Annotated in this window: 20 protein-coding genes; 9 read left to right on the forward strand and 11 right to left on the reverse strand. The window is 63.9% G+C overall.

Annotated elements, in window-relative coordinates:
- Positions 1-20 precede the first annotated feature (20 nt).
- Positions 21-1322, reverse strand: coding sequence for a cytochrome b N-terminal domain-containing protein (locus EOA16_RS09775; protein ID WP_013529985.1), 1302 nt, complete (start codon positions 1320-1322; stop codon positions 21-23).
- A 16-nt stretch (positions 1323-1338) separates the two neighbouring features.
- Entirely contained in the window at positions 1339-1899 is a 561-nt protein-coding gene (petA, locus tag EOA16_RS09780) for a ubiquinol-cytochrome c reductase iron-sulfur subunit (RefSeq protein WP_127257468.1), read from the reverse strand.
- Positions 1900-2213: 314 nt separating this feature from the next.
- Between petA and EOA16_RS09785 the strand changes: the two genes are divergently transcribed.
- Positions 2214-2558: a cupin domain-containing protein gene (locus tag EOA16_RS09785; protein WP_127257470.1), complete on the forward strand. Its 345-nt coding sequence runs from the start codon at positions 2214-2216 to the stop codon at positions 2556-2558.
- 3 nt (positions 2559-2561) lie between these two features.
- Here EOA16_RS09785 and EOA16_RS09790 read toward each other — a convergent pair whose 3' ends face one another.
- The 5 genes from EOA16_RS09790 to EOA16_RS09810 are packed head-to-tail and all read right to left on the reverse strand — an operon-like array spanning position 2562 to position 7723.
- Positions 2562-2873 (reverse strand): DUF6665 family protein, encoded by a 312-nt coding sequence (locus EOA16_RS09790; protein ID WP_127257472.1) that lies wholly within the window; start codon positions 2871-2873, stop codon positions 2562-2564.
- A gap of 1 nt (position 2874) precedes the next feature.
- Positions 2875-3354 (reverse strand): GNAT family N-acetyltransferase, encoded by a 480-nt coding sequence (locus EOA16_RS09795; protein WP_127257474.1) that lies wholly within the window; start codon positions 3352-3354, stop codon positions 2875-2877.
- 4 nt (positions 3355-3358) lie between these two features.
- Complete coding sequence (locus EOA16_RS09800; protein ID WP_127257476.1) at positions 3359-5242, reverse strand: ABC transporter ATP-binding protein; 1884 nt, start codon at positions 5240-5242, stop codon at positions 3359-3361.
- A gap of 10 nt (positions 5243-5252) precedes the next feature.
- Positions 5253-7139, reverse strand: coding sequence for an ABC transporter ATP-binding protein (locus EOA16_RS09805; protein WP_127257478.1), 1887 nt, complete (start codon positions 7137-7139; stop codon positions 5253-5255).
- Positions 7140-7168: 29 nt separating this feature from the next.
- Positions 7169-7723 (reverse strand): hypothetical protein, encoded by a 555-nt coding sequence (locus EOA16_RS09810; protein WP_164754199.1) that lies wholly within the window; start codon positions 7721-7723, stop codon positions 7169-7171.
- A 284-nt stretch (positions 7724-8007) separates the two neighbouring features.
- On the opposite strand from EOA16_RS09810, the gene EOA16_RS09815 reads away from it, so the two are divergent.
- Together EOA16_RS09815 and soxR are read left to right on the forward strand one after the other, a co-directional pair.
- The gene (locus tag EOA16_RS09815) at positions 8008-8466 is read left to right on the forward strand and encodes a tRNA (cytidine(34)-2'-O)-methyltransferase (protein ID WP_127257480.1); all 459 of its coding nucleotides are present in this window, start codon (positions 8008-8010) and stop codon (positions 8464-8466) included.
- Between the two features lie 173 nt (positions 8467-8639).
- On the forward strand, positions 8640-9083 hold the full coding sequence (gene soxR, locus EOA16_RS09820) for a redox-sensitive transcriptional activator SoxR (RefSeq protein ID WP_127257482.1): 444 nt from the start codon (positions 8640-8642) through the stop codon (positions 9081-9083).
- Positions 9084-9095: 12 nt separating this feature from the next.
- On the opposite strand, the gene EOA16_RS09825 is transcribed toward soxR, so the two are convergent.
- A complete protein-coding gene (locus tag EOA16_RS09825; protein WP_127257484.1) occupies positions 9096-9353 on the reverse strand; it encodes a hypothetical protein in 258 nt (85 codons plus the stop codon).
- Positions 9354-9468: 115 nt separating this feature from the next.
- On the opposite strand from EOA16_RS09825, the gene hemF reads away from it, so the two are divergent.
- The 3 genes from hemF to EOA16_RS09840 all read left to right on the forward strand — a co-directional run bounded on the left by hemF (position 9469) and on the right by EOA16_RS09840 (position 11366).
- Positions 9469-10383: an oxygen-dependent coproporphyrinogen oxidase gene (gene hemF, locus EOA16_RS09830; protein ID WP_127257485.1), complete on the forward strand. Its 915-nt coding sequence runs from the start codon at positions 9469-9471 to the stop codon at positions 10381-10383.
- Positions 10384-10694: 311 nt separating this feature from the next.
- Positions 10695-10955 (forward strand): DUF1344 domain-containing protein, encoded by a 261-nt coding sequence (locus EOA16_RS09835; protein ID WP_127257487.1) that lies wholly within the window; start codon positions 10695-10697, stop codon positions 10953-10955.
- Between the two features lie 225 nt (positions 10956-11180).
- Positions 11181-11366, forward strand: a complete 186-nt coding sequence (locus EOA16_RS09840; protein ID WP_013529972.1) for a DUF1059 domain-containing protein — start codon at positions 11181-11183, stop codon at positions 11364-11366.
- Between the two features lies 1 nt (position 11367).
- Here EOA16_RS09840 and EOA16_RS09845 read toward each other — a convergent pair whose 3' ends face one another.
- Genes EOA16_RS09845 through EOA16_RS09855 form a run of 3 tightly spaced genes read right to left on the reverse strand, consistent with a single transcriptional unit; the run spans position 11368 to position 13894 of the window.
- The gene (locus EOA16_RS09845) at positions 11368-12633 is read right to left on the reverse strand and encodes a CCA tRNA nucleotidyltransferase (RefSeq protein ID WP_127257489.1); all 1266 of its coding nucleotides are present in this window, start codon (positions 12631-12633) and stop codon (positions 11368-11370) included.
- Positions 12630-13265 (reverse strand): CoA pyrophosphatase, encoded by a 636-nt coding sequence (locus EOA16_RS09850; RefSeq protein WP_127257491.1) that lies wholly within the window; start codon positions 13263-13265, stop codon positions 12630-12632. Before EOA16_RS09850 ends, EOA16_RS09845 begins: the two co-directional genes overlap by 4 nt.
- Entirely contained in the window at positions 13265-13894 is a 630-nt protein-coding gene (locus tag EOA16_RS09855) for a DUF1285 domain-containing protein (RefSeq protein ID WP_127257493.1), read from the reverse strand. Before EOA16_RS09855 ends, EOA16_RS09850 begins: the two co-directional genes overlap by 1 nt.
- Before the next feature lie 154 nt (positions 13895-14048).
- Here EOA16_RS09855 and EOA16_RS09860 point away from each other — a divergent pair, with 154 nt between their 5' ends.
- The 3 genes from EOA16_RS09860 to EOA16_RS09870 are packed head-to-tail and all read left to right on the forward strand — an operon-like array spanning position 14049 to position 18864.
- The gene (locus tag EOA16_RS09860) at positions 14049-15053 is read left to right on the forward strand and encodes a MoxR family ATPase (RefSeq protein ID WP_127257494.1); all 1005 of its coding nucleotides are present in this window, start codon (positions 14049-14051) and stop codon (positions 15051-15053) included.
- Complete coding sequence (locus tag EOA16_RS09865; RefSeq protein ID WP_127257496.1) at positions 15053-16045, forward strand: DUF58 domain-containing protein; 993 nt, start codon at positions 15053-15055, stop codon at positions 16043-16045. The genes EOA16_RS09860 and EOA16_RS09865 overlap by 1 nt, the downstream gene beginning before the upstream one ends.
- Positions 16042-18864, forward strand: coding sequence for a DUF4159 domain-containing protein (locus EOA16_RS09870; protein WP_127257498.1), 2823 nt, complete (start codon positions 16042-16044; stop codon positions 18862-18864). Before EOA16_RS09865 ends, EOA16_RS09870 begins: the two co-directional genes overlap by 4 nt.
- Positions 18865-18879 lie beyond the last annotated feature (15 nt).

An 18879-nucleotide genomic window follows, 5' to 3' on the forward strand; every position in this document is an offset into this window, starting at 1 on the left:
CCCTTAGATTCTCTACCCGCTCAGCCTTTGGTTTCCGGAGCCGCCGTAGCGCCCGCCGGATGTCCGCTGCCGCCCTTGTTCTTCTCGAGCACCGCCTCGGTGATCGAGTTCGGCAGCCGTCGCGGCGTCTCGATCAGTCCGAGCACCGGCAGCGCGATCAGGAAGAAGGCGAAGTAGAACAATGTCGCCATCTGCGCCATGAACACATAGCTGCCTTCGGCCGGCTGCGAGCCCAGCCAGCCAAGCAGGATGGCATCGGCCACGAACAGCCAGAAGAACAGCTTGTACCAAGGCCGGTAAACCGCCGAGCGCACCTTCGAAGTGTCGAGCCACGGCACCAGGAACAACATGACGATGGCGCCGAACATGCATAGCACGCCGCCGAGCTTGGAGTTGATCGGCCCGACATTGAAGGTGATGGCGCGCAGGATCGCGTAGAACGGCAGGAAGTACCATTCGGGCACGATGTGGGCCGGCGTCTTCAGCGGGTTGGCGACGATGTAGTTGTCGGGATGGCCGAGATAGTTCGGCAGGTAGAAGACGAAATAGGCGAAGAAGAACAGGAACACGATCATGCCGAACGCGTCCTTGATGGTCGCGTAGGGGGTGAAGGCGACGGTGTCGGTCTTCGACTTGACCTCGATGCCGGTCGGGTTCGACTGGCCGACGACGTGCAGCGCCCAGATGTGCAAAACGACGACGCCGGCAATCATGAACGGCAACAGATAGTGCAGCGCAAAGAAACGGTTGAGCGTCGGGTTGTCGACGGCAAAGCCGCCGAGCAGCAGCTGTTGGATCCAGTCGCCGACCAGCGGAATGGCGCTGAAGAAGCCGGTGATGACGGTGGCGCCCCAGAAGCTCATCTGGCCCCATGGCAGCACGTAGCCCATGAAGCCGGTCGCCATCATCAGGAGATAGATGATGCAGCCAAGGATCCACAGCAGCTCGCGCGGCGCCTTGTAGGAGCCGTAATAGAGGCCACGGAAGATGTGGATGTAGACGGCGACGAAGAAGAACGAGGCGCCGTTCGAATGCATGTAGCGCAGCAGCCAGCCCGAATTCACGTCGCGCATGATCTTCTCGACCGAGCCGAAGGCCAGATTGGTGTCGGCCGTGTAATGCATGGCCAGCACGATGCCGGTCAGGATCTGCGCCACCAGCATGATCGAAAGGATGCCGCCAAAGGTCCATGCATAGTTGAGGTTGCGCGGCACCGGATAGGCAACGAAGCTGTCATAGACCAGCCGCGGCAGCGGCATGCGGGCGTCGAACCAGCGTCCGAGACCGGTTTTGGGCGTATAGGTGGAGTGTCCCTCGCTCATCGAAATATCCCCTGCCTCAACCGATAAGGATCTTGGTATCGGAAATGAACTTGAATCCCGGAACCGCCATGTTCTCAGGCGCCGGGCCTTTGCGGATGCGGCCGGCCGTATCGTATTGCGAACCGTGGCACGGGCAGAACCAGCCGCCGAAATCGCCTTCCTGGCCAAGCGGAATGCAGCCGAGATGCGTGCAGACCTGAACCATCACCATCCAGGCTTCCTTGCCGGGTGTGGTGCGATTGGCGTCGGTCGCCGGTGCGTCGGCCGGCAGATTGGCGTTGCGCGCGATCGGATCCTTGAGATCGGCCAGCTTGACCGCCTCGCCGTCCTTCATTTCCTGTTCGGTGCGGTTGCGGACCACGACCGGCTTGCCGCGCCATTTGACGATCAGCGACATGCCAGGCGTCAGCGAGGCGACATCGACTTCGACGGAGGCGAGCGCCAGCGTCGAGGCGTCAGGGCGCATCTGGTCGATGAACGGCCACGCGAAAGCACCCGCGCCGACCACTGCGGCCATGCCGGTGGCGACGTAGAGAAAATCACGACGGTTGGGATCCTGGGTGTCGGTTGCGCTCACGGGTGCCTGATCCTTTCGCCTCTTCCGTGCCGGTGGCTGAGCCTTGTTCCCCGCTCAATTACGCCAACCCGACAGCGCATGGCGAACAGGCTTGCGAATTCCTCCGGCATTTGGACTTCGGTTTATGCGTGAAGCCCGTTTTTGTCCAGACGGGTGAAGGCACAAGGGCAGATTGTCGCGGGGACAAAATCCGCCACCGGTCGACGCGACGCCGGATGGCCGCCAAACATCGCTAAACAACCGGGAAACAACCGCAAATCCGATGCCCTTGTTCGCCTCGACACAAGGCGCCGGCCGGGTCTATCCTTGCCATCATGGCACACGTCATAGACCGCGACACCTGGGCCGTTCGCTCCGACCATTGGAAGGGCGAGTTGCAATGTGGCGCCTACGGCTCCAACTCCTGCCTGATCTTCAACCACCTGCCTGATGTCGGCGGCGGTCCACGGCTGCACGCGCATCCCTACGCGGAGATATTCATCATCCGCCAGGGCACCGGCCTGTTCACCGTCGGCGACCAGGAGATCGAGGCATCCGCCGGTCAGATCCTGATCGTGCCGCCCAATACGCCGCACAAATTCACCAATCTCGGCCCGGGCCCGCTGGAAACGACCGACATCCACGAGAATGGCAGCTTCGTCACCGAATGGCTTGAGTGATCTCTATTTCGCGCCGAGCCTGGCCAGCACCGCTTTCGGGATGTTGTATTCACGAATGACGGCATCGTGCTTGCGCAAGCCGCACAGCTCGCGCTGGATGAAATAGCCATGCACCGCCTCGGCGGCATCCTTGAGCAGTCGGGGGCGCAGTTGCTCGTCGGCATTGTCGCGCAGCCTGGCCAGCGTTTCCTCTGCCCGCTGGCCGGCGCGACCGAGTGCTGCCGCCTTTTCCGCCAATATTTCATGGCCGAGCGCGTCGAAGGCGGTTTCAGCGGCCGAGCCGCCGGCAAGATGAGATGGCGGACGCAAGGACATTTCAGCCTCCTTTCCCGAAAACCATGCGGTGTGTGACGAACTCTTCGCCTTCCACGCGTGTAAATCCACGCCGTTCGTAAAAACCAAAAGCCTCTTGCGGCGCGCGGGTGTTAAGCGCGGCGAAATGGTGACGTGCCCTGTCGATAACGGTTTCGACCAGCATCTGGCCAAGGCCGGCGCGACGGCGGCGCGCACTGACGAACAGGTGCCGGACCCGGCCCTGGTCCCTGCCTTCGAAATAGGGATCGATGTTCAACCCGCACACGCCGGCGAGTTCCTTTCCATGCCAGGCTCCGTATAGCGCCTCGCCCCGTTTCAGGAACTTGTTGCGGCCACTTGCCCAGCCATCCGCCAGGCGCACCAGCATCCAGTAGCCTTCCAGCCGGCTCTCTTCCTTCAGCGTGTCGAAGGCCGGCATGGTCGGCCGGAGCCGCTTGAGCACGTAGCCGACCTCTGAGATGGCGCCTGTTGATCCACCCATGGAGCTACTCCGCAGGGCGTGTCTCTTCGAGCACGCTGTCCTCGTGATAGAGAAAACCGCCGGACTGCCGCTTCCACAGCCGCGCATAGAGCCCGTCGCGTGCTACCAACTCGTCATGCGTGCCCTGTTCGACGATGTGGCCGCCATCGAGCACCACCAGTCGGTCGAGTGCCGCGATCGTCGACAGCCGGTGGGCGATGGCGATGACCGTCTTGTTTTCCATCAGCCGCGTCAGATTCTCCTGGATCGCCGCCTCGATGTCGGAATCGAGTGCCGAGGTCGCCTCGTCGAGAATCAGGATCGGCGCATCCTTGAGGAAGACGCGGGCGATCGCCACGCGCTGGCGCTGGCCGCCCGACAGTTTGACGCCGCGCTCGCCGACAAAGGCCTCGTAGCCGGCGCGGTCCCTGTTGTCGCGCAAGGCCAGGATGAATTCGTGCGCCTCGGCCTTTTTCGCCGCCGCGATCACCTCGGCGTCGGTCGCGTCAGGCATGCCGAGCTTGATGTTGTCGCGCAGCGAACGGTGGAACAGCGCCGTATCCTGGCTGACGACGCCGATGTTGGCGCGCAGCGAATTTTGCGTGACTTTGGCGACATCCTGGCCATCGATGGTGATCGACCCGCTCTCCAGATCGTAGAGCCGCAGGATCAGATTGGCGAGGGTCGTCTTGCCGGCGCCAGACGGTCCGACCAGCCCGACCTTCTCGCCCGGCTTGACGACAAGGTCGATGCCGTTCAGCACGCCGAAACCTTTGCCGTAATGGAACTCGACGTTCTTCACCTCGATACGCCCGCCTGCCACCACGAGTTCCTTGGCGTCGGGCGCATCGGTGAGGCCGAGCGGCTGCGAAATCAGCGCCTTGGAGTTCTCCAGCACGCCGAGGTTTCGCAAGATGCTGTTGAGCTGCATCATCAGCCGGCCAAGCAGCATGTTGAGCCGCAGCACCAGCGACAGGGTGAAGGCGACAGCGCCGACGGTGATCGAGCCCTCTACCCAGAGATAGACGGCAAAGCAGCCGATCGCCGTGATCATGATGCCCGACAGCGTCGTCAGCGCCATGCGCACGCCGGTCAGCCGGCGGGTGAACGGGCGCAATGCGTCGAGGTAGATGTCGAAACCGTTCCTGATGTAGCGGTCGTCGCCGTCGGCCGAGAACAATTTCAGCGTCTGCACGTTGGAATAGGAATCGACAATGCGGCCGGTGATCATCGAGCCGGCCTCGGCTGTTTCCTCGGCATGCTTGCGGATTGCCGGCAAATAGAGCTTGGCCAGCCAAGCGAAAGCGAAAATCCAGATCACCACCAGCACCGCCAGCCTGAGATCGAGGCCTGCGACCAGCGCCAGCGTCGTCACCGTGTAGACGATCATGAACCAGACGACCTCGATGAAGCTTTCCATCAGGTCGCCGGTGGCTTGCCCCGCCTGCCAGACCTTTGTCGCGATGCGGCCGGCGAAATCGTTCTGGAAGAAGGCGTAGGACTGGCGCGAGACATGCCGGTGCGCCTGCCAGCGCACCAGATTGTAGAAACCGGGCGTGATCGTCTGTTCGTCGACCAGCGCCGAAAGGCCGACGACGACGGTGCGGATGACCAGCACCACCACGGCCATGAAAACCAGTTCAGGGCCGGCGGCGGCCCACAGCGCGTGCCAGCTGCGCTCGGCGGGAAGCTGGTCGAGAATATCGACCAGCCGCCCGACGAAGTAGAACAGGCCGGCCTCGACCAGCGGCGCGATGCCGCCGATGACCAGCATGGCGAAGAAGGCGAACTTCGCCTGGCCGACATAGTGCCAGAGAAAGCCGCCGACGCTGGTCGGTGGCCGAAGATTCGCTGGCTCCCTGAACGGATAGACCCAGTTCTCGAACCAGCGATAGACGGCTGTCATCATGCGGCGGCCATCATTCTGCGGCTTGCCCCTTTGCAAGTGCGTCGTTGGCGGCGTCGGCGGGACCGTCCTCAAGCAGGAACCCACCCGACTGGCGCTGCCAGAGCTGCGCGTAGAGCCCGCCCTTGGCGACGAGTTCCTCGTGCGAACCTTCCTCGATGACACGACCCTTGTCCATCACCACCAGCCTGTCCATCGCCGCGATGGTCGACAGCCGGTGCGCTATGGCGATGACGGTTTTGCCTTGCATGAGCTTGTAGAGATTCTCCTGGATCGCCGCCTCGGCTTCGGAATCAAGCGCCGAGGTCGCTTCATCAAGGATAAGTATAGGTGCGTCCTTCAACATAACGCGAGCAATGGCGACGCGTTGCCGCTGGCCACCGGACAATTTGACGCCGCGGTCACCGACATGGGCATCGAAGCCCTTGCGGCCGCTGGCATCCGAAAGCCCGCCGATGAAATCCAGCGCCTCGGCGCGCCGCGCCGCCTCGACAAGCATCTCGTCGGTGGCATCGGGCCGGCCATAAAGGATGTTCTCGCGCACCGAACGATGCAGCAGCGAGGTATCCTGCGTGACCATGCCGATCTGCGCACGCAGCGAATCCTGCTTCACGCCGGCGATCTCCTGGCCGTCGATCAATATCTGCCCGGCTTCGAGGTCGTAGAAGCGCAGCAACAGGTTGACCAGCGTCGACTTGCCGGCGCCGGAACGGCCGACGATGCCGACCTTCTCGCCCGGCTTCACCGCCAGCGACAGGCCTTCGATCACACCCTTCTGCTTGCCGTAGTGGAAGCGGATGTCCTCGAACCGGATCTCACCCCTGGAAACGCTGATCTCCTTCGCGTCCGGCCTGTCCTCGACAAGGCGCGGCAGCGAGATCGAGGCGATACCGTCCTGCACCGTGCCGATGTTCTCGAACAGGCCCGACATTTCCCACATGATCCATTGCGACATGCCCCACAACCTGAGCACAAGGCCGATGACCACGGCGACCGCGCCGATCGTCACGGCTTGCCCCAGCCACAGCCACAGCGCCATCGCGGTCACTGAGAACAAGAGCAGCGCGTTCAGTATGTAGAGCGAGCCGAAAAGCACTGTCACCAGCCGCATCGACCGGTAGACCGTTTCGAGAAAGCCGGACATGCCGTCTTTGGCGAATGACGCTTCCCGGCGTGCATGGCTGAACAGCTTGACCGTCTGGATGTTTGAGTAGCTGTCGACGACCCGGCCCGTCATGATCGAGCGCGCATTGGCCTGTTCCTCGCCGACCTTGCCCAGCCGGGGAATAAAAAACCGCAGCAAAAGGATATAGCCGACCAGCCAGACGCCGAGCGGCGCGGCCAGCCGCCAGTCGGCCGAGCCGACAATGAGCAGCATGCCGAGGAAATAGACGATAACGTAGTTCAGGACGTCGATCACCTTGATGACGCATTCGCGCACGGCGAGAGCCGTCTGCATCAGCTTGGTCGCGATGCGGCCGGCGAACTCGTCCTGGTAGAAACTCATCGACTGCTTGAGCAGATAGCGGTGCACCTGCCAGCGGATGCGCATGGGATAATTGCCCATCAGCGTCTGCTGGTTGAGCAGCGAATGCAGCCATACCGTGCCCGGCAGCGCGAACAGCACGATGAAGGCCATGCCGGCGAGCTTCCAGGCTTCCGTCTGCAGGAAGGTTTCGCGATTCTGCCCCGACAGCCAGTCGACGATGCGGCCGAGGAAGCCGAACATCCACACTTCCGCGATCGCGATGGCCGTCACCAGCACCGCGTCGAAAAGGATATAGGGCCACGCGCCGCGCGTATAATGCACGCAGAAGGCAACCAGCGTCCTCGGCGGCTCGACCGGTTCCGCCGCGGGGAACGGATCGAGCCTTTTTTCAAACCAGCTAAACAACAACATAGGTCATGCCTGTGAAATGTGTTTGCCGCTTACGCGGCACGTGAGCGTACGAAGTCCCCGGTACCCATGGCATCAAGGGCCGACGGTCCGGAATCACCCGGACCGTCGGCCCTACTTCGCGCAATATAGGGGCTCGCGGGCTTTTCGCCGACAGCTGCGCCAGACGATCCTGACGACACGGTGCCGCCAGCCCGGTTTTTCGCGCCCGGCCGGACCAGCCGGATGATCCGGCGCACCAGCGACGGCCGGCTGTGGTCGGGCACCGCGCGAGAGAAATCGACATCCGGCAGCATGCCGCGATGCGGCCGGCGGCGAACCTCGGCGTGAACCGCCGACGAATAGGTGTCGCCGATCAGCAGCGCCCAGGTCGGCAGTCGGTGGATATGCAGGCTCCTTGAGCCGGGTATTCTGTAGGGATCGAACATCGGTCCGTCCTCCGTGTGAAAATCGAGATAAAAAGGCGAAGCAATTTCGTCCGCCGGCATCCGGCCGGGGACACGCATTGCGTCGGTCTGGACACGATAGACATCGGTCCGGACAGGTTCAGGTGGGGCGTTCAGCCCTTTTGACTTTTTGAAAAACATCGCAGGATTCCTTCGAGAGCCGAAAAATCGTTTCGGCGGGAATCGGTGCGATCAAGTCTTAGAGAGTCAGGAGAATCGTCGTACCGAAACCGCCGGCAGGCAGGCAAGCCCACGAGAGGGGCGCTGGATGTGCATGGTCATCATGAATTTCCCCTCCATCGGTTCGGGTTGACAATGCTGGCCGTATACCCGACTTCGCAGAAAATGGCCACCCGCAGGTCCAGCAATTTCCAAAACCGCGAAGCCGCTGTGGCCGATCTGCCACTTATTAGAAGGATGCGGAAATGAACTGTCGTCTCCGCATCGCGCTCTACCAGCCGGATATCGCCGGCAACACCGGGACAATCCTGCGCTTCGCTGCTTGCCTTGGGCTCGGCGTCGACATCATCGAACCGACCGGCTTTCCGCTCTCCGACAAAGCGCTCAAGCGAGCTGGCATGGATTACCTCGAAATGGCTGCTCTGACCCGGCATGTCGACTGGCACGCCTTCGAGGACTGGCGCAAAACTGGCACGCGCCGGCTGGTGCTGCTGTCGACCAAAGCCACGACCGCTTACACCAGCTTCACCTTCGCCGAAGGCGACATTCTTCTGTTCGGCCGCGAATCCGCAGGCGTTCCGGATCCTGTCCATCAGGCGGCGGATGCGCGGCTGACCATCCCCATGCAGGGAGCGGCGCGCAGCATCAATGTCGCGCTGTCCGTCGCCATGGTGGCGGGCGAAGCCATCCGGCAACTCGGATAGGATCCGCAACCCGTCGACAACACCACGTCTGTCGTCGACGACGACAGGGGCTTCCCCACTTGTTCTTACCCAGGCGCACATCGCCTTCTCCTGCATTTGCCCAAACGATCTTTCTTCGCTACAAGCTCAACTTAACTTGAGGTCAAGAAGAAAAACGGAGCGGAAAGTCAGGAATGGCACCGGTAACGGAATTGACGGTCGGCCAGGTCGCCATGCGCAGCGGTGTAGCGGTGTCGGCGCTGCATTTCTACGAGGCCCGCGGCCTGATCCGCAGCTACCGCACGGCGGGCAACCAGCGCCGCTACGGCCGCGACGTGCTGCGGCGGGTGGCGATCATCAAGGTGGCGCAGGAGGTCGGTATCTCGCTGGCCGAGATCGGCGAAGCCCTGGCATCGCTGCCGGAGGGCCGCACGCCGACGCGCGATGACTGGAACCTTTTGTCGACCGCCTGGCGCGACGGGCTCGATCACAAGATCGCCCAATTGAAGAAACTGCGCGACGGGCTGACCGACTGCATCGGCTGCGGCTGCATGTCGATCGACAAATGCCCGCTGCGCAACAAGGGCGACCGGCTGGCGAGGGAAGGCACAGGCGCCAGGCGGCTGGTGGCCGGCTGAGCAAGCTGCGCTTCAATCAGCTACCGGCAACCGCCTGATGGTGAACTCGATCAGGTCGCCCGGCCGCTCGAACCAGCTTTCGATCTCGGTCCAGTAGGCCTGCTTGGGAAAGCGCTCGAACCATTCCTTGGCCTTGAGCCGCGCATCGGAGCGCGGCAGCACGAAGGTCTCGCGCAGAAAACCGTCGCGCGGCATGCGCACGCGCTCGGCACGGCTTTGGTCGAGCCTCTTCTTCAGGCCATCCAGCGGCGGTCTTGCCGGGGTGCGCACGAAACAACTCCTTGCACCGTAATGACACTTGACCCTGTCCCCTAAGAGATTAGGGATCGCGCCCGGAAAAGACGAGTCTTTTGTCGACTCACCGCCCCGCAACCGGAGACGGCACTTGGAACGACCTGAAATACCGGCAGGGCTGCCCGCCGACATCGAACAGAAGAAGATGAAAGCGCGCCTCTGGTTCGAGGCGCTGCGCGAACGCATCTGCGCCACGTTCGAGCAGATCGAGCAGGACCTTGGCGGGCCGCTGGCCTCGTGGTCGCCCGGCCGCTTCGAAAAGACCCCATGGGAACGCGACGAGGGCCGCGGCGGCGGCGGCACCATGTCGATGATGCACGGCCGCGTCTTCGAAAAGGTCGGCGTCCACACTTCGACCGTCCATGGCGAGTTCTCGCCCGAGTTCAGGAAGCAGATGCCCGGCGCCGAGGAAGACCCGCGCTTCTGGGCATCCGGCATTTCGCTGATCGCGCACCCGTGGAATCCCAACGTTCCGGCCGTACACATGAACACGCGCATGGTGGTCACATCCAGCCAATGGTTCGGCGGCGGCGCCGATCTGACACCGGTGCTCGATCGCCGCCGCACCCAGGACGACCCTGATACCATCGCCTTCCACCGCGCCATGCAATTCGCTTGCGAGAAGAATGTCGCGGTGGCCGATTACCCGAAATTCAAGGCCTGGTGCGACGAGTACTTCTATCTGTCGCACCGCAACGAGCCGCGCGGCACCGGCGGCATCTTCTTCGACTGGCTGCATTCGGGTGAGGACAAGGGCGGCTGGAATGCCGATTTCAACTTCGTCCAGGATGTCGGACGCTCTTTTCTCGTCGTCTACGGCCACCTGGTGCGCGCCAACTTCAACGAGAACTGGACCGATGGCGACCGTGATGAACAGCTCATCCGCCGCGGCCGCTATGTCGAATTCAATCTGCTTCACGATCGCGGCACCATCTTCGGACTGAAGACCGGCGGCAATGTCGCGTCCATTCTCTCCAGCCTGCCGCCCGAGGTCCGCTGGCCGTAACAAAATGGTGAGCGGGGCGTGAGCCGCATTGATGTCCCATTCGCTCGAAATGGGCATGGAATGTGGCACACGGTGCGGCGAAAAATTTCTTTTTCGTCTAATAGGCTGTTGAAAAGACTGGTCTATTTGTGGCGCTGGGTCGGGAAGCGCCGGCGGCTCGCCTGCGCGCAATTCCAGGAAAGTGCGAAACGGCGTTCCGACCGGAATTGCGTCAAGACAAAGCGAGCCGCGACCCGACGCGACCGGACGGCCCAGGACGATGCGGGACATCTTCGTCAAAAGGATACCCGCCTTTCCAGGAGTACTTCGCAATGCGCAAGATCATTGTTTCGGCTGCCGCCGCTGCCCTTCTCGCTTCCGGTTCAGCGGCATTCGCCGCCGTCAAGCACACCACCGGGACGATCAAGACCTTTGACACGACGACCACGAGCCTGGTCCTCGATGATGGATCGTCTTTTACGCTTCCCAAGACCTTCAAGGATCCTGGCCTGACGGTCGGTGAAAAGGTCCGCGTCTCATGGGATATGAAGGGCAAGAACAAGGTCGCCGAGGCCGTCAAGGTCGCAAAATGATGCTTGCCCGCCAGAGCAGGATGAAACGATATCCGGTCCTGTTTTGGAGGTAGCGTAAGAGGGCGGAGCAGCGCCTGCTCCGCCTTTTCGCCGTTGACTGCAACCAATGCCACCCCATCTGTGTTATGCTTCTCCCGCTCGCGGCCCCAGGATCCGATCTGGATTTGGACCGTCAGCCAAAAAAGTGCCGGAGCCTCGGGCTCCACGGAGGAAAGGAGAAATCTCATGAAGGAATTTCACTGCGGGTCGCTCGTGCCCGGCTGTGACTGGCACACGCGTGCCGACGAGGAGGCCGAGGTCATGCGCCGTGCCGTCGAGCACATGCGCGAGACGCATGGCGAGACGGTCATCCGCGAGACGATGATCGAGGCGATCCGCTCGCGAATCGAAAAGACCCGCGACGCGGCCTGATCTACCCGGCCTTCAAGGCTTCGGCGGCGCGCTTGAGGAGCGCGTCGCGATCAGGGGTAAACCCGGCTTCGACCCATTCCGCTTCGAGATTCCTGAGGATTTCGCCGAGTTTCGGGCCTGGAGTTGCGCCGAGCGCCGTCAGATCGGCACCTTTCAGCGGAAACAACGGCTTTTCCCATTTGGTGGCGAAGGCAAGCAGGCGCGAAAAGCCACCGGCTTCGAGCAGCGCCTCATTGTCCTCGACGGCGCGCACCCTTGCTGCCGCAAGCGACAGCCGCAACCGGTCGACAAACCCTTGCCGGTCACCGCGATAGAGCCTTTTCGCCAGTTCGCCCTCGGTCGTCTTCGGCTCGACGGCGGTGGCAAGCGCCCAGTGGCGCAGGCGATCCGCTTCAGCGGTCGAGAGTTTGAGCCGCTCGGCCAGCGTCATCATGCGAGCGGCATCGGGCGGCACGATCGCTTCCAGTCTGAGCAGCGGGTCGGGTGCCCAGACCAGATCCTTCCCGGCCTTGGCCAACCCATGGATGGCATCGATGCCCCATTTCTCGCTTTCCGGCAGCGCTGCGGTCAAGACACCTGCCTGCCGCATCCAGAGCAGTGCCCGTGACGGATCGGGCGCCGACAAAAGTTTCTTCAGTTCCGACCAGGTACGCTCGGACGAAAGCTGGGCCAGCCCTTCCTTAAGCCGGGCGCAGGCTTTCAGCCCTTCGGCGTCCGGCCGTCCGTCGCCGTACCAGGCGAAGAAGCGGAAGAAGCGCAGGATGCGCAGGTAGTCTTCGCGAATACGCGCTTCCGGGTCGCCGATGAATCGCAGCCGGCGCGCCTCGATGTCGGCAATGCCGCCGACCAGGTCGACCACCTTGCCATCGGCCCCGGCATAGAGCGCGTTGATGGTGAAGTCGCGCCGCTCGGCATCGAGCTTCCAGTCGCGCCCGAACAATACTTTCGCGCGCCGCCCGTCCGTCTCGATATCAGCGCGCAACGTGGTGATTTCATAAGGTTTTCCGTCGGCAACCACGGTGATTGTCCCATGTTCGATGCCGGTTGGCACCGCCTTGAAGCCTTCCGCTTCGGCGCGGCGGAGGGTTTCCTCCGGCAGGCAGGTGGTGGCGATGTCTATGTCGGCGACCGGCTGGCCCATCAGAGTGTTGCGCACCGCGCCGCCGGCGACTCGCGCCTCTTCACCGCCTTCGGCCAGTGCGAACAGCAGGCGCTGCAGATGCTTGTCGGTGAGCCAATCAGCCCTGCCCGCGATCGAGACACTCACGCATAGAGCCTTTCATAGAGGGTACGAATGATGCCGGCGGTGACGCCCCAGATGCGCCGGTCGCCGTAAGGCATGTCGTAGAAGAACCATTCGAGATCGTTCCACATACGGCTGTCGCGCTTGTGGTTGGCCGGGTCCATCAGGAAGCGCAGCGGCACTTCGAAAGCGGCATCGACCTCGTCGGAGTTGAGCGTCAGCTGGAAACCGGGCCGCACGATGCCCAGCACCGGAGCGATACGGTAGCCGCTGCCGGCCACATAGTCGGGCATGCGGCCGATGATCTCGATGCGGTCTTGGCCAAGCCCGATCTCCTCGAAGGTCTCGCGCAGCGCCGCCGCCTCGGGGCTCGGATCCGTCGGATCGATGGTGCCGCCCGGAAATGCCACCTGCCCCGAATGGCTGCGCAGCTTTTCGGCCCGTTTGGTCAGGAGAACCGTCGCATCACCCTCATGATCGACCACCGGGATCAGCACCGCGGCATCGCGCAGCGCCTTGCCCTGGTCGAGGCGCGGATGGCCGGGGTTGAAGCGATGGTCGCCATAGTCGTCGTCGCCTGCATGCGCATCGGGCTGCACGGCAAAGCGCGCGCGAAAATCCGCGGATGAAAACGGCCCCGGCGTCACCTGGTCCATCACGCACTCAGCCGCTTCAACTGGTCCGCCGGCATGATCGGGAACACCGCGCCCTTGGAGCGCACCGCGAACATCGTCTCGCCGCCGATCTCGACCTCCTCGCCATGCCCGACCAGTTCATACATCACCGGCCGCGCCACCAGCGCCTCCAGACGGCCACGCACCAGCACATAGGGTTTCAATCCGCCGGTCTCGTTCTCATCGACAAACCGCAACGGCCGTTCCGGCCCGGCCTCTACGACATCGCCGACATTGGTGCGGAAGGTGATGATCTGCGCTTCGCCGTTACCCGAAACGTCCATTTCGACGGCGATGAACGGCGCATCGGCGACGCGGATGCCGACCTTTTCCACTGGTGTCACCAGATAGGTCCTGCCATCGGCGTCCTTGCGCAGCACCGAGGAGAAAAGCTGCACCAGCGGCATGCGGCCGATCGGCGTGCCCAGATAGAACCAGGTGCCGTCGGCCTGGATCTCCATGTCGAGATCGCCGCAGAAGTCCGGATTCCAGCGCTCAACGGGTGCTGCGCCCTTGCCGGCGCGGGCCGCGCGCGAGATCAGCGCCTCGAGACCGCGCGCCTCGGTGGCATCAGTCAGGCTTTCTTCACGATGTCCCAAGGGTCCCGTCATGGTCACGAAATAGTCACTGTTGTTCCGCTTGTCAGCCTGAGTCTGTGATTTAAGTTTCGACATAGGCGCCACGCGAGGCCGAATCGCGGCAACCTATGGTATGGTGCAGCCGTTGTTCCAGCCATGGTATTCCAACCACAAGGATCGATGCGGCATGAGCGTGATGGTCAAGGAAAGCCCGATCAGCGAAAAGGACATGATCGCCGAGGCCGAAAAGGCGCTTGCCGACATCTCCCGGATCCGCGACGGGGTCGGCCGGGTCATCTTCGGACAGGAAAGCGTCGTCGAGCGTACGCTGGTGGCGCTGCTGGCCGGTGGCCATGCGCTTTTGGTCGGCGTGCCGGGCCTCGCCAAGACCAAGCTGGTCGAAACACTTGGCATCGCGCTCGGCCTCGATTCGCGTCGCATCCAGTTCACGCCGGACCTGATGCCGTCCGATATCCTCGGCTCCGAAGTGATGGAGCAGGACGAGACCGGCAAACGCTCCTTCCGCTTCATCTCCGGGCCGATCTTCGCCCAGCTGCTGATGGCCGACGAGATCAACCGCGCGTCGCCGCGTACCCAGTCGGCGCTGCTGCAGGCCATGCAGGAATACCACGTCACCATTGCCGGCGCCCGCCATGACCTGCCGGCGCCCTTCCACGTGCTGGCAACCCAAAACCCGCTGGAGCAGGAAGGCACCTATCCGTTGCCCGAGGCTCAGCTTGACCGCTTCCTGATGCAGGTCGATATCCTGTATCCCGAGATCGAGGCAGAGCGCCGCATCCTTCTGGAAACCACCGGAATCGAGGACGCGAAAGCGCAAAACGTGCTGCAGCCGGTGCGGCTGAAGGAGATCCAGACGCTGATCCGCCGCATGCCGGTGCCTGAAAGCGTCGTCGAGGCGATCCTGACGCTGGTGCGCTCGGCGCGTCCGGGCCAAGGCAACGCCGAGACCGACAAGAACGTCGCCTGGGGTCCCGGCCCGCGCGCCAGCCAGGCGCTGATGCTGTGCACAAGGGCGCGCGCGCTTTACGACGGACGGCTGGCGCCCTCGGTCGACGACGTGCGTGCGCTGGCCGAGCCGGTGCTGCAGCATCGCATGGCGCTGACCTTCGCCGCCCGCGCCGAAGGCACCAGCGTGCGTGACGTGGTGGCGAAACTCGTGAAAGGGATTTGATGCCGCGCATCGGCGAGGTCCAGGCTCCGGCAGCGACGCGTGACGCGCTCGCTCGTGGCCGGTTGCGGGCCTCGCTTGTGCCAGACCTGCTGGTCGAGGCGCGGCGCATCGTCAACACCGTGATCGCCGGCTGGCATGGCCGCCGCAAGCGCGGCATCGGCGAGAATTTCTGGCAGTTCAGGCCCTATGTCGAGGGCGATTCCTCGCGCATCGACTGGCGCCGCTCGGCCCGCGACGACCACATCTATGTGCGCGACCGCGAATGGGAAGCCGCCCATACCGTCTGGCTGTGGGCCGACCCCTCGCCGTCGATGCTCTACAAATCGACCGGCGCCAGCGTTTCCAAGCAATCGCGCGCTTTGGTGCTGGCGCTGGCCATGGCCGAGCTGTTGTCGCGCAGCGGTGAGCGCATCGCCTGGCCGGGCCTCACCGACCCGTTCACCGCCCGCAACGGCGCCGAACGCATTGCCGCCCAGTTGATGCATGCCGGCGAGCTGCCGGCAAAACCCGACCTGTCCGACATCAGGCGCTTCTGCGACATCGTCATCGTCAGCGACTTTCTCGATCGCGTCGAGGAGACGATGGCCTGGCTCGACGTGCTGGCCCGCCACGGCGTGCGTGCCCACCTGATCGAGGTCGCCGACCCGGCCGAGGAGACCTTCCCCTATGCCGGCCGAACCGAATTCACCGATCCCGAGACCGGCGACAAGCTGACCGCCGGCCGCGCCGAAATGCTGGGGGATGAGTATCGCCTGCTCTACACCGCCCGGCGCCACGAACTGGCGGCCTGGTGCAAACGGCTTGGCTGGAGCTTTACCGTCAACCACACCGACCGGCTCGCCTCCGACGCGCTGGTGCGGCTGCACATGGCGATGACCGCTGATGGCCCCTCGGTCAGGCCGACCGCTGGCGGTCGTGCAGGCACGATCGCTGGTGGCGATCGACCAGGGCAGACCGCCTTTGGCGGTCGTGCCGGAAGGGCTGTCGCATGAGTTGGCTGCCGCTTTCCTTTGGCGCCCCCATGGTGCTGTGGGGCCTCCTGGCACTGCCGGTGATCTGGTGGCTGCTCAGGCTGACGCCGCCCAGGCCGCAGACCGAAATCTTCCCGCCGCTGAAGATCCTGGCCCGCGTGCTGAAGCGCGAGGAGACGCCGCAGCAGAGCCCGTGGTGGCTGACGCTGCTCAGGCTCTTGATGGCGGCGCTCATCGTCGCCGCATTGGCCGACCCGGTCTTCAATCCGCGTGAAAAGCTGCCGGCCGAGGGAGCCGCGCTTGCGCTCGTCATCGACAATGACTGGGCAAGTGCCGCCGACTGGGGCAAACGCGTCGCCACCGCCGAGCGGCTGATCAACGACGCCGGCTCCAACGGCGTACCGGTCGTCATCGCCTTCACCGCCGAAAAGGCCAATGCCGAGATCGGCCCGTTCGATGCCGCCACCGCCCTTGACCGGCTGCGCGCCGCCAAGCCGCGGCCGATCCCGACCGACCGGCCCGCCGTCTATGCCCGCGTCGCCGGCGTGCTGGAGACCATGCCCGGGGCCAGTGTCGCCGTACTTGCCGACGGCCTGGCGGCGAAGGGCGATGAAGCCGCCTTCAACACGCTTTTGTCGAAAAATGCCTCGCGTGTCGTCTGGGCAACCGCCGACAGGCTGTCGCTGACCGGCCTGACCGCCGCCGACAACCAGGTCGACGGCTTTGCACTGACCGCCATCCGCGCGCCGGGCGACCCTGCGCCGGCTCAGGTCACCGCCGGCGCCTTCGATGACAAGGGCCGCCGCATTGCCGATGCGACGCTGACCTTTTCGCCTGGCGAAACCACCGCCACCGGCACCATGGCGGTGCCGTTCGAGTTGCGCAACGACTTCGCTTCGATCGCGCTCGACGGCGAGCGGCAGGCCGGTGCGGTGCGCGTCCTCGACGAAAGCTCCAAGCGCCGCCGCGTCGGGCTGCTGTCGCAGGCCGAGGCCGACCAGGCGCAGCCGCTTTTGTCGCCGCTCTACTACATCAGGCGAGCGCTGCAGCCCTTCGCCGATCTGGTCGAACCCTCCAGCGCCGATCTTGCCGACGCCATCCCGCAGATCCTCGACCAGAAGCCCGCGATGATCGTCATGGCCGATATCGGCACCATTCCCGGACAGGTCCGGCAGAGACTTGTCGATTGGGTCGACAAGGGCGGCACGCTGGTGCGTTTCGCCGGTTCGCGGCTGGCTACTGCGGGCGATGACGACGATCTGCTGCCGGTCCGCCTGCGCACCGGCGAGCGTTCGCTCGGCGGCGCGCTGTCATGGACGTCGCCGCAGCCTGTCACCGAATTCCCCAAGGCCGGCCCGTTCGCCGATCTGGCGCCGCCGACCGAGGTCACCGTCAGCAGGCAGGTGCTCGCCGAGCCGACGCCCGATATCGTCGAGCGCACCTGGGCGGCCCTTGCCGACGGCACGCCGCTGGTCACCGGACTGAAGAAAGGCAAGGGCACGCTGGTGCTGTTCCACGTCACCCCTGAGGCAACCTGGTCGAACCTGCCGATCTCAGGCAGCTTCGTCGAGATGCTGCGCCGCATCGTGCAGCTGTCGCGCAACCAGGGCGCGGCCATCGCCAATGCCGAAGCCGCCGCGGCGTCGCTGGCGCCCTATCGCATGATTGCAGCCGACGGCTCGCTGGTGCCGCCGACGCCGGATGCACGACCGCTTGTACCGGGCGCCGGCGCGCTGCCGGTGACTTTTGAAAACCCGCCCGGTCTCTATGGTTCCGAGACGGGTGTATTTGCCCATAATTTGCTTGAAGCCGACAGCACGCTGGCCCCGCTGGCGCGCCCGCAAATCACTGTTCCCGTCACCTCGATCCAGTATGCCTTTGACGAATCGCGCAATTTGAAGGGCGCGCTGGTCGCGGCCGCCCTGGTGCTGATGCTGCTTGATACGCTGGCGGTGTTCTGGATGGGCGGCCTATTTTCACGCCGGCCGCGCCGCGCCGGTGCCGTGGCAACCACCGCCGCGGTCTTGATTGCGCTCGGTGCCTTGTTCGGTCACGCAGACCTTGCCCGCGCCGACGACGCCAAGCCGGGCGACGAGGTTGCCATCGAGGCGATTTCGAAGACCCGCATCGCCTATGTGCTGACCGGCGTGCCGGGCGACGATTCGATCAGCCGCGCCGGGCTCGAGGGCCTGACCCGCTTCCTGGTCGAAAAGACTGCACTGGAACCGGGCGCGCCGGCCGGTGTCGACATTTCGAAAGACGAGCTGTCGTTCTATCCCTTGATCTACTGGCCGATCGATCCGGCCGCCCCGATGCCGAGCCAGGCCGCCATCGCCCGCATCGACGCCTATATGCAGCAGGGCGGCACGGTGCTGTTCGACACCCGCGACCAGTTCGCCAACGGCATCGGCGCCGATTCGACCAGTCCGGCCACGGAGCGGCTGCGCGACATCCTCGGCAACCTCAACGTGCCGCCGCTGGAACCGGTGCCCTCCGACCACGTGCTGACCAAATCCTTCTTCATCCTGCCCGAATTCCCCGGCCGCTTCGCCGGCAGCCCACTGTGGGTCGAGGCATCGCTCGACGCCAGCAATGCCGAGAACCGGCCGGTGCGCACCGGCGACGGCGTCTCGCCGATCATGATCACCGCCAATGATTTTGCCGGCGCCTGGGCGGTCGACGAGAATGGCGATCCGCTGCTGCCGACCGTACCGGCGGACCCGATGCAGCGCGTCTACGCGTTGCGCGCCGGCGTCAACATCATGATGTACATGCTGACCGGCAACTACAAATCCGACCAGGTGCACGTGCCCATACTGCTCGAACGGCTGGGGCAGTAAGATGATGTCTTTTAT

Source organism: Mesorhizobium sp. M7A.F.Ca.US.008.03.1.1 (assembly GCF_003997495.1).
In the GTDB taxonomy this organism is placed as follows: Bacteria; Pseudomonadota; Alphaproteobacteria; order Rhizobiales; family Rhizobiaceae; genus Mesorhizobium.